The sequence below is a fragment of the Lederbergia panacisoli genome (genome assembly GCF_024626525.1).
Lineage (GTDB): Bacteria > Bacillota > Bacilli > Bacillales > Bacillaceae_C > Lederbergia > Lederbergia panacisoli.
The window spans coordinates 433,479-448,571 of sequence record NZ_JANJGU010000001.1 but is presented as its reverse complement, the minus strand read 5'-3'; the positions used below and the strand labels follow the sequence as shown (position 1 = coordinate 448,571).

Sequence of the window (15,093 nt, the reverse complement as noted above, 5' to 3'; positions counted from 1 at the left end):
ATTAAACCGTAAAATTTTTTTTCAAAATTTCCACTTCTTCGTTAAATTTTGCATGGGTTGCTTGAAGGACTTTTTCAAAAACCCCATCAAGTTCTTTTTCCAATACCTTTATTCCTTCCCCGGTTATTCCGCCTTTAACACAAACTTTTTCTTCTAATGTAGGTAGAGAATAAAATCCTTTATTCAATAATTCTCCAAGACCGATTAACATTTCCTCAGCAAGTTTTGTAGCGGTATCCCTGTCGATCAATGTTTCCGTAACGGCTGCTTCAATAAATCTCCTAGTTATATAACTAAAAAAAGCCGGACCACAACTAACGATATCAGAAGAAATCCGGGTAATTTCCTCCTTAATTTGAATCGGAACTGAAATATGTGAAAACATGTCTAACAACTGATTCTGCCATTTTTGGTTTCTTAATTTTCCAAATGTAAAGAGAGTAACACCAGCTAATGCCCGATTCGTTATACTTGGTATAATTCTAACGCATGAGCAAGGTAATACTTTTTCCAACCAAGTCGTTTGGATCGGACTCGTAATTGATACGAGGCACTGGTCTTTTTTAAAAAATTGTTGATTTTCCTGAATAAGCGAGTAAAATTCATTTGGTTTAACACAAAGAAAAATAAGGTTTGCATTTTTTACGACCTCACTAATACTATCAGCTACTATAATTTCCTCATATTTATGTTTAAGCATTTCAGCTTTAGCTTTCGTCCTATTTACAACTATAACTTCTGAAGGAGTTATTGCATTACCATCAATCAATGCCTCAGAAAGTATTGTACCCATATTACCTGTCCCAATTACTCCGATCTTCATTCATGTCCCTCCTTCGCCTATCTCTTCCTAACAAATGTATGCCAGCAAAAATAAAATATTCATTTCAAGTGAGGTGGTTTAAATTGATATGGCTTGAAAAATATAAATCTGTTTTGGTGGGAGCTATTGTAATTGGACTAGCATTCTTTTTGTTTATTAGTCAGCCAAAGGATAATCAGGTAGTCGTAAATGCTAATCTCCCTCTAGGAGAGGCAGAAATGCCCGGAGAGATAGAGGAGAAAGAACCGGATCCAATTTCCTTAAAGATTTTTATCGATGTTAAGGGAGCTGTGAAACTCCCTGGACTTTATGAAGCAATAGAAACCGATCGAGTTTTTGATATTATCGAGAAGGCAGGGGGCTTGCTGGATAAAGCAGACGAGGGTCAAGTTAATTTTGCTCAGAAGGTTCATGATGAAATGGTGATCTATATACCAAAAATTGGTGAAGAAGTTGAAAATCCTTTCGTAAACGATTCATCTCCATCTAAACAAAATGATAAAGTCAATTTAAATAAGGCGAGCTCGGTTGAACTTGAAACATTACCTGGAATAGGTCCCGCCAAAGCTGCGGCCATTATAGAATTTAGGGAAGCAAATGGGGCTTTTAAACAAATAGAAGATCTCCAAAAAATATCGGGCATCGGTGCAAAAACATTTGAAAGATTGCAGGATTTAATTACAGTTAAATGATTCAATGATTGACTATCTTCTACAAAAGTCGATAAACTGAAGAAAACAGAAAAGGGAGACTTGTATGGAAAGGATATCTTGGAATCAATATTTTATGGCGCAAAGCCATCTTCTTTCATATAGAAGTACTTGTACAAGACTTACAGTTGGGGCGACGATTGTAAGGGATAAACGAATTATTGCAGGAGGTTATAACGGCTCGATTGCAGGGGGTGTCCATTGTATTGATGAAGGTTGTTACGTTATTGATAATCATTGCGTAAGGACAATCCACGCTGAAATGAATGCTATATTGCAATGCGCAAAATTCGGAGTGCCTACAGAAAATGCTGAAATATACGTAACTCATTTTCCTTGCTTACAATGCTGTAAGGCCATAATACAGGCTGGGATAAAAACTGTTTATTATGCTGAAGATTATAAAAATCATCCTCATGCCATTGAATTATTTGAACAATCGGGAATCACAGTTGAACAGGTTCCCTTTAATAAAGAAATATTTTTAACGTTTGCAGAGTGATAAAGCGGAAGACGCCAGGGTTAGACACAAGTATAGGGAGTGGCTGTTTTACAGCCCTCCAGTCTTTCTAGAAAGGAGTTCTGATGGCGACAGGAAATTGGTTTTATGCAGCAATTGCAGCGGTCTCTGGTGTTATGTTCATCTTCGAGTTTCGCATATTAACTCTCATACTTATTTTTCTCGGAGTAATAAGAATCGTTTTGGAAAAGCAAAGCAAGTTATTTTTATTTTATATGGCGTTTCTTATTTTATTTCTTTGTACAGCCTCTTTAAATGAAAAAAGTAATATATCCATTTTGGTTCAAGGGAAAACGAATATGTATGTCACCTTCAACGAAGTGCCTCAAATAGACGGAAATCGATTAAAAGCGATTGTGATTTCCAATCAAGAAAAGCTTTTCCTCTCCTATTTAATCCAAGATGAATTAGAAAAAATGAATTTGGAAAACACTATTGGCGCGGGAACAATCTGTCATATCTCCGGTGAATTGATTCAACCAGAAAATAACCGCAACGAACATACATTTAACTATAAACAATATTTATATAGACAAAATATCCATTGGTTACTTGAAACGAATACGCTTGTATGGAATGAATGTTTCGCAGCAAAACCATCTTTTAAGAATTACTTGCAAAACCTTCGTTCCAAAGGGATTAAGGCAGTAGAAAAGAACTTCCCGTATCAGTTAATTCCTTATGCAAATGCTCTTATATTTGGTGATCGATCATCGTTTTCCGAGAGTGCATACCGTTCCTATCAGCAAATAGGGGTCGTTCATTTATTGGCAATATCCGGTCTTCACATCGCTTTTCTTGTTGGATTAATTTTTGTAATCTTCCTTAGGCTTGGTATTTCGAAAGAAACTATTTATTGGATCCTCGTGGTGCTCCTGCCCATTTATACTGTTATAAGCGGCACAAATCCTCCGGTCATTAGGGCTGTATTGATGACTTTGATATTAATGACTTCAAAAAAATGGAGGCTCCCAATCACGACTCTTGATGCTTTATCAATCAGTTTTATTATTTTTCTTTTTTATGACCCTTTTTTAATCTATAACGCTGGATTTCAACTTTCTTATTGTGTTACTTTTTGTTTGATTGTTTCTTCACAAATCATTTTCGACCCAAATCATTCCTACCTTAGAAAGATGGTAGACATCTCCATCATTTCTACTTTTGCCTCTTTTCCCATTCTCGCTTTCCATTTCTTTGAATTCTCTTTAATTGGCGTCTTTGCCAATATTGTGTTTGTTCCTTTTTATACTGCTATAATATTGCCTTCGATGCTTGGCTTATTTGCACTTAAGTTTTTTAATCAGAATCTTTTTTCCTTATTGGCTGAATTAATGGCCTCATTGGTCTTTTATTCGGAAAAACTAGCGAATCTTACAAGCTCGTTGAAATTCTCTACCGTCGTAACTGGGAAACCGAATGTAATCAGTTTAATTTTTATGATTGCTGGTGCATATTTGTATGTATTTTTAACTGAAAAAAGGAAACCTAGAACGATTGCCGTTTTGCCAATAACAATCATTTTACTCACACATATTGCCATAATCCAATATTCACCTAAAGGAGAAGTAATCTTTATTGATATTGGACAAGGTGATAGTACATTAATTAAATTACCATATAATCGAGGAACATATTTAATTGATACAGGAGGTCAGCTCGATTTTCCTGTTCTAGATTGGCAGGAACGTAAAAAGCCTTTTCAAGTTTCAACTCATATATTAATGCCAGTATTAAAAAGTAAAGGAATTAGCAAATTAAATAAACTGATACTTACACATAGCGATACGGATCATATTGGAGCAGCAAAAGAATTATTTGGTGAAATGTTAATTAATGAAATTATAATTTCCCCCAATTCTTGGCAGAACCCTTTAATGGCAAATATTTTGAATGCTGCCAAGGAGCGTGGAATTCCTATATTTGATGCAAAGGTTGGAACGAAATGGGAAAATAATTCAGGGAAATTCCAATTCATCTTTCCGTTTGACGACCATTATGAAGGAAATAATGATTCACTCGTATTATTTGCTGAGTTTGGAGAGTTAACTTGGCTTTTTATGGGTGATGTGGAAAAGGAAGGGGAACAAGAAATTATCGAGACATATAGGAAGTTGAAAATTCATGTATTAAAAGTTGGACATCATGGCAGTAAAACGTCTTCAACTTCGGATTTTATCACATTTGTTCAACCAGACTATGCTGTTATTTCTGCAGGATATAATAATCGTTACGGTCATCCACATAATGAAGTGCTTGACGTACTTAAAGAAAACAAGGTTCGAATATTTCGGACCGATGAACAAGGTGCTATTCATTATGTATTTACGAAAAGAGGTGGAACCTTTCATACTATAATGCAATAAGATAAACCATATAAGCACTGATTAGAGGAAATAAAAAAAGAAGTTTGATTAACAAACTTCCTTTTCTGAGGTGTAAGCCTTGTTCTTATTTTCCAAGAAGTTCAATGACTGTACCAATCACGAAAATGGCTGTAAAGAAAACAAAAGAAACTACAAAACCAACGCCTGAATCTATTGCATCATTTCGTTTTGATTGAGAATTTTGTTCGAAATTATTCACGACTACCCCTCCTATTTCCACTATAGTATAGACGAAGAATAAAAAAAAATCCACAATTCCATTACCACTGCTGACAAGAGTTGACACCCATACTTTTAATGAAGAAGGCTACACTACAAATACAAGTTTCTTCTTTCGAAACTTCCGACTCCGGAGGCCAATAACATTATATCCGCTTCGATTTAAGTATCCTAGGCCTTAATTTGAAGCGTTCATCATAGATCGGGGGCAACTTTCACAAATTGGTGGATTGTCCCCTTTGCCTCTTGTCAAATGAGCCTAGCTTTCATACCATATAAGTAAGATCTAGAATAAGGCAGGGCAAAGACATGAAACTTTGGGATAAAATAGAAAAGAAACAGTTTTCACCACTTTATTTATTATATGGAACAGAAAGCTTTTTAATCAATGAGACAAAACAGAAATTAGTGACAAATGTGTTAACAGAAGAAGAAATGGATTTTAATTTATCCATTTATGATATGGAAGAAACGACAGTAGAAGAAGCACTTGAAGATGTGGAAACATTTCCTTTTTTTGGAGAAAGGAAAATTGTATTTTTAAATAACCCAATATTTTTAACTTCTGAAAAATCAAAGGATAAAGTTGAACATAATATTAAAAAGCTGGAATCTTATATTGAATCACCTGCACCATACTCGATATTAGTTTTGGCAGGCAATTATGAAAAACTAGATGAACGAAAAAAAATAACGAAATTATTGAAAAAAAACGCAGAAATCATTGAAGCTAAAAAGTTATCTGAACGAGAATTACATACGTGGATTCAAAGACAAATAGAAGAAAAAGGACAGCAAATCGACGAAAATGCAATTGATTTACTGTTAGCTTTAGTTGGTCCGGATTTAATGAATCTTCATTCCGAATTGGAGAAATTGTCTTTATATGTGAAGGATTCAAAAATCATTAAAGTTGAAATTGTTGAAAAACTTACATCTAGGTCTTTGGAGCAAAATATATTTGATTTAGTTGATAAGGTAGTACAAAGAAAAATGGAAGAAGTTTTTAGGATTTATTATGATTTAAGAAAACAAAATGAAGAACCGATAAAAATATTAGCACTTCTGGCAAGTCAATTTCGTTTAATCTATCAAGTGAAGGAACTAATGAAACGAGGATATGGGCAGCAGCAAATCGCGAGTACACTTAAGACCCATCCTTTCCGAGTCAAGCTAGCATCTGGACAAGCTCGTTCCTTCAAAGATAAAGAACTTGGAGAGATTATACATTTTCTAGCACAAACGGATGAACAGTTAAAAACAGGTGGATCAGGTCGAGAAGTATCACTTGAATTATTCTTATTTAAATTAGGCAGCTTAAAAATATCATAAAAATAAAAAACGTCCCTTTTTATAAGGGGCGTTTTATTTTGGATATTACATTTTATTAAGCCATTTTACTTAATTTTTTTGCTAGACGAGCTTTTTGACGATTAGCTGTATTTTTATGGATCAAGCCTTTTGTAGCAGCTTTATCAAGATGCTTTACGGCATTTTTAAAAAGATCTTTTGCATTATCTTCATTTAATTCAACAGCAGATTCAAATTTCTTAACTGCAGTACGCATTGCAGATTTAGTAGCGGAGTTTTGAGCGTTCTTTTCTTCGTTGATTGCTACTCGTTTAATTGCAGATTTAATGTTTGGCATTCCATTCACCTCCTGACAATGATCGAGGTTCTATGTCACTCGACTTTCACTAATATACCATTATTCATTAACAATAATAACAAGAGATATTTTATCAAACGAATAATAGGATTGCAATACTTCTGAATGAAAAATGGTATGAAAGGAAAGGATGGGAAGTAAAGTTCCCTTTTTAGGAGGATATTTTGATGAAGAATGATGAACTTGATTTAAGCCGTTATGCAATTAGAACCGACTTGGCTAAAGAAGCGTTTGAAATGGCTTTAGCACAGTTGACTGGTAATAAGAAAAACAAAGTAGAACAAAAAGAAATAAATGGGGTCGTCATTAAAGAGAAGATGGACGGCGAAATTAAAATATCTTTAGCTACCATTACCCCAGAGGGAGCAGAAAAACTAGGGAAAAAGGCAGGGCATTATTTAACCCTTGAAGTTCAAGGAATTAGATCTCAAGATTCTGTTTTACAGCAACAGGTCGAAGAAACATTTGCAAGAGAATTCAGTGGGTTTTTAGACATGTTGAACATTCCCAAAACCGCAAGTTGTTTAGTTGTTGGACTGGGAAATTGGAATGTAACCCCAGATGCATTAGGGCCTGAAGTTTGTGAACATCTAATCATTACAAGGCATTTATTTCAACTAGAATCTCATGAGGTTGAGCAGGGCTACCGACCAGTAAGTGCTATTGCCCCAGGTGTGATGGGACTGACAGGAATTGAGACAAGTGACATTATTTTTGGTGTTTCTGAAAAATCAAAACCTGATTTTATAATAGCAATTGATGCCCTGGCATCCCGTTCAATCGAAAGGGTTAATGCCACCATCCAAATTTCAGATACAGGCATCCATCCTGGGTCTGGAGTGGGCAATAAACGCAAAGAATTGAGCAGGGAAACATTGGGAGTTCCCGTCATTTCTATCGGGGTGCCGACCGTGGTCGATGCAGTGACGATTACAAGTGACACAATAGATTTTTTACTTAAGCATTTTGGAAAAGAGTTAAAAGAATCAGCTAGACCATCAAGATCACTAGCCCCAGCAGGATTAACATTTGGTGAAAAAAGAAAACTAAGCGAAGAGGATCTGCCAGAAGAAAGACAGAGGCAGACATTTTTGGGAATGGTAGGAACGCTTGAAGAAGATGAAAAAAGAAAGCTGATACACGAGGTATTAGCCCCCCTTGGACATAATTTAATGGTTACGCCTAAAGAAGTAGATGTATTTATTGAAGATATGGCAAATCTGATAGCTTCAGGGTTGAATGCAGCGCTTCATACAGCAGTTGATCAAACAGATGCAGGTTTTAAAACGAGGTAAAAAAGGGTTCTATCATTTCTATATTGTACATATCATTTAATAGAGGCAATGATAGAGGAGGTGCTTGGATGATGAGAAACTTTATATTTAAATGCATGATACTTGTTGGCGTCTTATTTATAGGTGTTTTAATTGGAATGAACAAAGCTAATGAAGGAATGCTAAATATGAAAGGCTATTCTGATCATTCATTCCAGACCCCTGTTACCGTCCAACAGAATGATAATGGAGAGGTAGAAACAACTTTTATGGGCAAGAATCTTCCTTCTTTCAATTTGGAAGAGAGAAAAGAGAAATTAGAAGAAGCAAAAGCCTATAATTTATTTTCTGAAACCGGAAAATTTTTGGCTGATATCGTTACAAGTACAACACAAAAGGTTTTCGGATTCTTGTCCAGTTTATTATAAGAGGGAGGCTGCTTATTTTTATAAGTGGCCTTCCTCATTATTTTGCGTCTAGCACAAGCGCCTATCGACTAGCAAACTTCTTGTCCTTCTCGTTTGCTTAAGGAAGCCAGAGTCGCCCTTTGGGGCTCATCGTGTATCCTTTATCTCCGCCTGCTCCAAAAAAGGAACGTCGACTAAAACCGCCACGTCCTGGGCTAAAGTCGACGGACCCACATCCTGTGGACCTGTACGTCGATGACCAAGCGTTTCTGATTTAAATTTATTTGCTCATTGAATGTACTGCTGTTATAATTTACGCTAGCATACTTGCGTCGATTAACAGGAGTGAACACGATGAACATAGAGGAAAGAAAAAAAAGACAAGAGAAAATACGTAACTTTTCAATCATAGCCCATATCGACCATGGCAAATCTACCTTGGCCGACCGTATTCTTGAACAAACGAAATCTCTCGCATCCAGAGAAATGAAAAATCAATTGCTAGATTCGATGGATTTAGAGAGAGAGCGGGGCATTACGATAAAATTAAATGCAGTTCAACTGAAATACCACGCTAAAAATGGGGAAGATTATATATTCCATCTTATCGATACACCAGGTCACGTCGACTTCACATATGAGGTGTCAAGAAGTCTTGCCGCTTGTGAAGGGGCTGTTTTAGTCGTTGATGCAGCCCAAGGAATTGAGGCGCAAACCTTGGCCAATGTATATTTGGCGTTGGATAATAATCTTGAAATTTTACCTGTCATTAATAAAATTGATCTACCCGCGGCTGATCCGGAAAGGGTAAGACAAGAAATTGAAGATGTGATAGGACTTGATGCTTCTGAGGCGGTCTTAGCCTCCGCAAAGGCAGGAATAGGAATAGAAGATATACTGGAACAGATCGTAGAAAAGGTTCCTGCACCTGCTGGCGACCCTGAAGGACCATTAAAGGCACTGATTTTTGATTCATTATATGATGCTTATCGCGGCGTCATTGCCTCCATACGTGTAATGGAAGGAACCGTTAAAGCTGGAGATAAAATTCGGATGATGGCTACCGGCAAAGAGTTTGAAGTGATGGAAGTAGGGGTTCATGCTCCAAAACCGATGTTAGTGGATGAGCTTACAGTTGGGGATGTTGGCTTTTTAACAGCCTCCATTAAAAATGTGGGCGACACACGAGTTGGGGATACAATCACTAGCGTAAAAAATCCTGCTTCAGAACCGCTGCCAGGGTATCGGAAATTAAATCCAATGGTGTTTTGTGGTCTCTACCCAATCGATTCCGCGAAGTTCAATGATCTAAGAGAGGCATTGGAGAAATTGGAATTGAATGATTCTGCGCTTCAGTTTGAACCTGAATCCTCGCAAGCACTTGGATTTGGATTCCGTTGTGGGTTTTTAGGATTGCTTCATATGGAAATCATTCAAGAACGGATTGAAAGAGAATTTAATATTGATTTAATTACAACGGCACCAAGTGTTATTTATAAAGTGTATATGACGGATGGAACAGAATTGACAGTTGATAATCCGTCTAATATGCCGGATCCGCAAAAAATAGATCATGTAGAAGAGCCTTACGTAAAAGCTTCCATGATGGTTCCGAATGATTATGTTGGAGCTGTAATGGAGTTATCACAACAGAAACGCGGGCATTTTGTAGATATGCAATACTTGGATGACATTAGAGTAAGCGTCGTTTATGAAATTCCTCTCTCGGAAATTGTTTATGACTTTTTTGATCAATTAAAATCTAGTACAAAAGGCTATGCTTCATTTGACTATGAAATGATTGGATATCAGCCTTCAAAATTAGTGAAAATGGATATTTTACTGAATAATGAAAAAGTAGATGCACTTAGCTTCATCGTCCATCGCGATTTTGCTTATGATCGAGGAAAAGTGATTGTGGAAAAATTGAAGGAACTAATCCCGAGGCAACAATTTGAAGTTCCTGTTCAAGCTGCTATTGGGCAAAAAATCGTGGCTCGTTCAACGATAAAATCGATGGGTAAAAACGTTTTGGCTAAATGTTATGGCGGCGATATTTCTAGAAAACGTAAATTATTGGAGAAACAAAAAGAAGGAAAGAAGCGGATGAAACAAGTTGGTTCCGTTGAGGTTCCTCAAGAGGCATTTATGGCAGTATTAAAAAGAGATGAACAAGGAAAGTAAATAATACATGATGGTGGGGAAGGGAAAGCATGGCTTGTCATGCTACACTTCCCTTTCATTTTTAAAGAGGGTAAAAAATGAAAGCAGCGTATATTCATATTCCGTTTTGTGAACATATTTGTCATTACTGTGATTTTAATAAAGTATTTTTAAAAGGTCAGCCAGTCGATGAGTACGTTCAGTCGCTCATAAAAGAATTTGAAATAGTAAATAATGAAACACCTATACAACCATTAGAAAGTATTTTTGTTGGAGGGGGGACTCCAACTTCTCTAAATGAAGAGCAACTGGAAACACTTTGCAAAGGAATAAGGAAATATTTGCCTTTTTCTGATGGCGAGTTTACATTTGAAGCAAACCCTGGGGATTTATCGATAGACAAATTAAAAATTTTGGCTGAGTACGGAGTAAACCGAATTAGTTTTGGCGTCCAATCTTTTAATAATGACCTGCTAGCTAAAATTGGTCGTACCCATCGAGTAGAAGATGTTTATTCATCATTGGATAAAGCATTTACATGCGGATTTTCAAACATTAGCATCGATTTGATATATGCATTGCCGGGACAAACAACGAGTGACTTTCAAGCAACTTTAAAAGAAGCAATAGCTCTTAAACTCCCCCATTATTCAAGTTATTCATTAATTGTTGAGCCCAAAACCGTATTCTATAACTTAATGAGAAAAGGCAAGCTGCGGCTGCCTGGTGAAGACGTAGAAGCTGAAATGTATAAAATATTAATGGGCGAAATGGAGAAAAGTGGGCTAAGACAATATGAAATTAGCAACTTTTCAAGGCCAGGGTACGAAAGTAAACATAATTTGGTGTACTGGAACAATGAAGAGTATTTTGGCTTCGGTGCAGGGGCACATGGTTATATCAATAATATTCGCTATTCCAACGCAGGTCCCTTAAAAAAATATATGCAACCGTTAAGTGAAGGAAGAAGACCTCTTTTTGACGAAAACAAAATAAGTAAAAAAGAAAAAATGGAAGAAGAAATGTTCCTTGGATTACGAAAGATGAGAGGGGTGCAAATAAGTCTTTTTCAAAAAAAATATGATGAAAATGTAATGGAAATATTTAAGGAGCCTATAGATGAGATGATTGATCGTGGGCTATTAACGAAAAATGATGATTTTTTATATTTAACAAACAAGGGAAAACTTTTAGGCAATGAAGTTTTTCAAGCATTTCTACTTTGATTTTCTTTGTGAATATCATAAGTGTAAAATCGTTGACATCAACAAAGCATTTTGATACTTTTATTATAGATTTAGCACTCGTTTGAATAGAGTGCTAACAGAGGTGATAAATGTTGCTAACAGATCGTCAGCTGCTTATCTTACAAGTGATTATTGATGATTTTATTCGATCTGCACAACCTGTCGGCTCACGAAGTCTTTCTAAGAAAATTAATATTCCACTTAGTTCTGCAACAATCAGAAATGAGATGGCCGATTTGGAAGAATGGGGATTTATAGAAAAGACACATACATCTTCCGGAAGAGTACCTTCGGAAAAAGGGTATCGGTATTATGTAGATCATCTGCTTGCACCGCAAGTTTTACATGCAAATGATATTCAAAAACTCCATTCTATTTTTGCTGAACGAATATATGAATTGGAAAATGTCGCGCAAAAATCGGCGATCATTCTTTCTGAATTAACGAATTATACCGCGATATTACTAGGTCCGGCTGTAAAGGAAAATAAATTAAGGAAACTGCAGATTGTTCCGTTAAATAAAGAGACTGCAGTTGCCATTATTATTACTGATACAGGACATGTGGAGAATCGATTATTTACTCTTCCGGAAAATATGTCTCCTGAAGAGATAGAAAAACTCGTTAACATCTTGAACGATAAGCTAATAGGTGTTTCTATTGCTGATCTAAGGGAAACAATTTATAAAGAAGTTGCGGCCCTGCTGCAAAGAAATATTCAACGTTATGATTTATTATTGAACTCAATCTTGGCTACAATTGACATTCCTGCAACTGAAAGATTGTTTTTTGGCGGAAAAATGAATATGTTAAATCAACCAGAATTCAAAAATATTGAAAAAATCCGTTCCATAATGGATATGATTGAACAGGAACGCGGATTATACGAATTGTTCAAGCATACACCTCGTGGGATTAACGTCAAAATAGGCAGAGAAAATGAAAACATACAAATGGAAGATTGCAGTCTTATCACTGCGACTTATTCTATTGGTAAAGATGATGTTGGAGCTATTGCCATTTTGGGGCCAACTAGAATGGAATACTCGCGTGTCATCAGCTTGTTGGATTTTTTGAGTAAAGATTTGAGTGTAGTTTTAACAAAATTGTATCATCATTAATGATAAAAGTTTAAGGAGGTGAAGTTGTTATGGACAATCAAACGAAAGAAACATCAGATCAAGAGAGAGAACAAACAAATGGAGTAGTAGATGAAACGGAATCCGTTGATTCTTTACATGAAGAAAACAGTAATGAAGCAGAAGCTGTTGGACAAGCCGAAACTCTAGAGAGTGAAGAAATTACTAATAATGAAGAGGAAGTTGTCGATGAGACCGCTTTGAGGATTTCAGAACTAGAGAAAAAGGTGGAAGAATCTGAAAACCGATACTTACGATTGTACGCTGATTTCGAAAATTTCCGCAGGCGTTCCCAGCTTGAAAGGGAAGCAAGCGAAAAATATAGATCGCAAAGCTTGATTACGAACTTGTTGTCAGCAATTGACAATTTTGAAAGAGCAATGCAAATTGAAACGAATGATGAACAGGCAAAGGCATTACTTGATGGTGTACAAATGGTTTATCGGAACATTATCGATGTGTTAAAGCAAGAAGGTGCTGAACAGATTGAAGCGGTAGGTCAAGAGTTTGACCCTAATTTTCATCAAGCTGTCATGCAATCGAATGATCCTGAAATGGGTTCAAATATTGTTGTTGAAGAATTTCAAAAAGGCTACAAGCTCAAAGACCGCGTAATCAGACCATCAATGGTTAAAGTGAATCAATAGCATCTACATATTTTGGGAGGTAGAAATATGAGTAAAATAATTGGTATTGACTTAGGAACCACAAACTCATGTGTGGCAGTACTTGAAGGTGGAGAACCAAAAGTAATTCCAAATCCTGAAGGAAATCGAACAACTCCATCAGTTATCGCTTTTAAAAATGGTGAGCGCCAAGTGGGTGAAGTGGCAAAGCGCCAAGCGATTACGAATCCAAATACGGTTATGTCTATTAAACGACATATGGGAACACAGCATAAGCAAGAAATCGAAGGAAAAGAATTTACACCACAAGAACTTTCTGCTGCTATTCTTCAATATTTAAAATCTTATGCGGAAGATTATCTTGGAGAAAAAGTAGAAAAAGCTGTTATTACAGTTCCTGCTTATTTTAATGATGCCGAGCGTCAAGCAACAAAAGATGCTGGTACAATTGCTGGCCTTGAAGTTGAAAGGATTATAAATGAGCCTACAGCAGCCGCACTGGCATACGGTCTCGATAAAACAGACGAAGATCAAACAATCCTCGTATATGACCTTGGTGGTGGAACATTTGACGTTTCCATTATGGAGCTGGGAGACGGAGTATTTGAAGTGTTGGCTACAGCAGGGGACAACCGTCTTGGCGGAGATGATTTCGACCAAGTTGTCATCGACTATCTTGTACAGGAATTCCGTAAAGAAAATGGAATTGATTTGTCAAAAGATAAAATGGCTGTGCAACGATTGAAAGATGCCGCTGAGAAAGCGAAAAAGGATCTTTCTGGAGTATCATCCACTCAAATTTCCTTACCGTTTATTACAGCTGGTGAAGCCGGCCCATTGCATATGGAAATTACACTTACTCGTGCCAAATTTGATGAATTAACTTCATTCTTGGTAGAAAAAACAATGGGACCAACTCGCCAAGCTCTAAGAGATGCCGGTAAATCTCCATCAGAAATTGATAAAGTTATTCTTGTCGGAGGTTCCACAAGAATTCCGGCAGTACAAGATGCAATTCGCAAAGAAACAGGTAAAGATCCACATAGAGGAGTTAACCCTGATGAAGTAGTAGCAATGGGTGCAGCTATTCAAGGTGGTGTGTTGACTGGAGATGTGAAGGATGTAGTTCTTCTTGACGTAACACCACTTTCACTTGGAATTGAAACAATGGGCAGCGTATTTACAAAACTAATTGATCGAAATACAACGATTCCTACTTCAAAGGCACAAGTATTTTCAACAGCTGCAGATAACCAAACTGCGGTGGATATTCATGTGCTTCAAGGTGAACGTCCGATGGCAGCGGATAATAAAACGCTTGGACGTTTCCAATTATCTGATATTCCACCAGCGCCACGCGGAATTCCACAAATCGAAGTAAAATTCGATATTGATAAAAATGGAATTGTGAATGTTAGTGCGAAAGATTTAGGAACAGGTAAAGAACAAAATATTACAATTAAATCCTCTTCTGGTCTTTCTGAAGAAGAAGTAGACCGTATGGTACGCGAGGCGGAAGAAAATGCTGAAGCGGATAAACAACGTAAAGAAGAGGTTGAACTTCGAAACGAAGCGGACCAGTTGATTTTTACAACTGAAAAGACGCTAAAAGATCTTGAAGGTAAAGTGGATGCAGCTGAAGTTCAAAAAGCAGAAGAGGCAAAAGATGCGCTTAAAGCAGCTGTTGAGAAAAATGAATTAAGCGAAATTCGCGAAAAGAAAGATGCTTTACAGGAAATCGTACAAAATCTTTCCATGAAGTTATATGAGGAAGCGGCAAAGCAAGCACAAGCGGGGCAAGGGGCGGACGGAAGCCAAGGTGCTAGCGGCGACGATAATATAGTCGATGCTGAATTTGAAGAAGTGAAAGATGACGAGAACAAATAATAACAGCAATAAAAGGCCAAAG

14 protein-coding genes are annotated in these 15,093 nt (G+C 36.7%); 11 read left to right on the top strand and 3 right to left on the bottom strand.

Going from position 1 to position 15,093, the window contains the following annotated elements:
• Position 1 precedes the first annotated feature (1 nt).
• Positions 2-823, bottom strand: a complete 822-nt coding sequence (gene comER, locus NQ185_RS02215; protein WP_257579882.1) for a late competence protein ComER — start codon at positions 821-823, stop codon at positions 2-4.
• Positions 824-906: 83 nt separating this feature from the next.
• On the opposite strand from comER, the gene NQ185_RS02210 reads away from it, so the two are divergent.
• From NQ185_RS02210 to NQ185_RS02200, 3 genes are all read left to right on the top strand, one after another.
• The gene (locus NQ185_RS02210; RefSeq protein ID WP_257579881.1) at positions 907-1,515 is read left to right on the top strand and encodes a helix-hairpin-helix domain-containing protein; all 609 of its coding nucleotides are present in this window, start codon (positions 907-909) and stop codon (positions 1,513-1,515) included.
• Between the two features lie 64 nt (positions 1,516-1,579).
• Complete coding sequence (locus NQ185_RS02205) at positions 1,580-2,035, top strand: ComE operon protein 2 (RefSeq protein WP_257579880.1); 456 nt, start codon at positions 1,580-1,582, stop codon at positions 2,033-2,035.
• A gap of 83 nt (positions 2,036-2,118) precedes the next feature.
• The gene (locus NQ185_RS02200; RefSeq protein WP_257579879.1) at positions 2,119-4,419 is read left to right on the top strand and encodes a DNA internalization-related competence protein ComEC/Rec2; all 2,301 of its coding nucleotides are present in this window, start codon (positions 2,119-2,121) and stop codon (positions 4,417-4,419) included.
• Positions 4,420-4,504: 85 nt separating this feature from the next.
• Here NQ185_RS02200 and NQ185_RS02195 read toward each other — a convergent pair whose 3' ends face one another.
• Positions 4,505-4,639, bottom strand: coding sequence for a YqzM family protein (locus NQ185_RS02195; protein WP_257579878.1), 135 nt, complete (start codon positions 4,637-4,639; stop codon positions 4,505-4,507).
• 329 nt (positions 4,640-4,968) lie between these two features.
• On the opposite strand from NQ185_RS02195, the gene holA reads away from it, so the two are divergent.
• Positions 4,969-5,991 (top strand): DNA polymerase III subunit delta, encoded by a 1,023-nt coding sequence (gene holA, locus NQ185_RS02190; protein ID WP_257579877.1) that lies wholly within the window; start codon positions 4,969-4,971, stop codon positions 5,989-5,991.
• Between the two features lie 55 nt (positions 5,992-6,046).
• On the opposite strand, the gene rpsT is transcribed toward holA, so the two are convergent.
• Positions 6,047-6,307 carry a 30S ribosomal protein S20 gene (gene rpsT, locus NQ185_RS02185; RefSeq protein WP_257579876.1) on the bottom strand — a complete coding sequence of 87 codons (261 nt, stop codon included), beginning with the start codon at positions 6,305-6,307 and terminating at the stop codon, positions 6,047-6,049.
• Between the two features lie 188 nt (positions 6,308-6,495).
• Here rpsT and gpr point away from each other — a divergent pair, with 188 nt between their 5' ends.
• From gpr to dnaK, 7 genes are all read left to right on the top strand, one after another.
• Positions 6,496-7,623: a GPR endopeptidase gene (gpr, locus tag NQ185_RS02180; protein WP_257579875.1), complete on the top strand. Its 1,128-nt coding sequence runs from the start codon at positions 6,496-6,498 to the stop codon at positions 7,621-7,623.
• Positions 7,624-7,691: 68 nt separating this feature from the next.
• Positions 7,692-8,030 (top strand): DUF3679 domain-containing protein, encoded by a 339-nt coding sequence (locus NQ185_RS02175; protein ID WP_257579873.1) that lies wholly within the window; start codon positions 7,692-7,694, stop codon positions 8,028-8,030.
• A gap of 333 nt (positions 8,031-8,363) precedes the next feature.
• Positions 8,364-10,193, top strand: coding sequence for a translation elongation factor 4 (gene lepA / locus NQ185_RS02170; RefSeq protein WP_257579872.1), 1,830 nt, complete (start codon positions 8,364-8,366; stop codon positions 10,191-10,193).
• A 77-nt stretch (positions 10,194-10,270) separates the two neighbouring features.
• The gene (gene hemW, locus NQ185_RS02165) at positions 10,271-11,398 is read left to right on the top strand and encodes a radical SAM family heme chaperone HemW (RefSeq protein ID WP_257579871.1); all 1,128 of its coding nucleotides are present in this window, start codon (positions 10,271-10,273) and stop codon (positions 11,396-11,398) included.
• A gap of 113 nt (positions 11,399-11,511) precedes the next feature.
• Positions 11,512-12,540 (top strand): heat-inducible transcriptional repressor HrcA, encoded by a 1,029-nt coding sequence (gene hrcA / locus NQ185_RS02160; protein WP_257579870.1) that lies wholly within the window; start codon positions 11,512-11,514, stop codon positions 12,538-12,540.
• Between the two features lie 29 nt (positions 12,541-12,569).
• Complete coding sequence (grpE, locus tag NQ185_RS02155) at positions 12,570-13,205, top strand: nucleotide exchange factor GrpE (RefSeq protein WP_257579868.1); 636 nt, start codon at positions 12,570-12,572, stop codon at positions 13,203-13,205.
• 27 nt (positions 13,206-13,232) lie between these two features.
• Positions 13,233-15,071, top strand: a complete 1,839-nt coding sequence (dnaK, locus tag NQ185_RS02150; RefSeq protein WP_257579867.1) for a molecular chaperone DnaK — start codon at positions 13,233-13,235, stop codon at positions 15,069-15,071.
• The last annotated feature ends 22 nt before the right edge of the window (positions 15,072-15,093 follow it).

What these genes read in the sequence shown, in the direction of transcription:
- NQ185_RS02175 (WP_257579873.1), top strand. Translation starts at nt 7,692, where the DNA reads ATGATGAGAAACTTTATATTTAAATGCATGATACTTGTTGGCGTCTTA.
- comER (WP_257579882.1), bottom strand. Translation starts at nt 823, where the DNA reads ATGAAGATCGGAGTAATTGGGACAGGTAATATGGGTACAATACTTTCT.
- rpsT (WP_257579876.1), bottom strand. Translation starts at nt 6,307, where the DNA reads ATGCCAAACATTAAATCTGCAATTAAACGAGTAGCAATCAACGAAGAA.
- grpE (WP_257579868.1), top strand. Translation starts at nt 12,570, where the DNA reads ATGGACAATCAAACGAAAGAAACATCAGATCAAGAGAGAGAACAAACA.
- holA (WP_257579877.1), top strand. Translation starts at nt 4,969, where the DNA reads ATGAAACTTTGGGATAAAATAGAAAAGAAACAGTTTTCACCACTTTAT.
- gpr (WP_257579875.1), top strand. Translation starts at nt 6,496, where the DNA reads ATGAAGAATGATGAACTTGATTTAAGCCGTTATGCAATTAGAACCGAC.
- hemW (WP_257579871.1), top strand. Translation starts at nt 10,271, where the DNA reads ATGAAAGCAGCGTATATTCATATTCCGTTTTGTGAACATATTTGTCAT.
- lepA (WP_257579872.1), top strand. Translation starts at nt 8,364, where the DNA reads ATGAACATAGAGGAAAGAAAAAAAAGACAAGAGAAAATACGTAACTTT.
- NQ185_RS02200 (WP_257579879.1), top strand. Translation starts at nt 2,119, where the DNA reads ATGGCGACAGGAAATTGGTTTTATGCAGCAATTGCAGCGGTCTCTGGT.
- NQ185_RS02205 (WP_257579880.1), top strand. Translation starts at nt 1,580, where the DNA reads ATGGAAAGGATATCTTGGAATCAATATTTTATGGCGCAAAGCCATCTT.
- dnaK (WP_257579867.1), top strand. Translation starts at nt 13,233, where the DNA reads ATGAGTAAAATAATTGGTATTGACTTAGGAACCACAAACTCATGTGTG.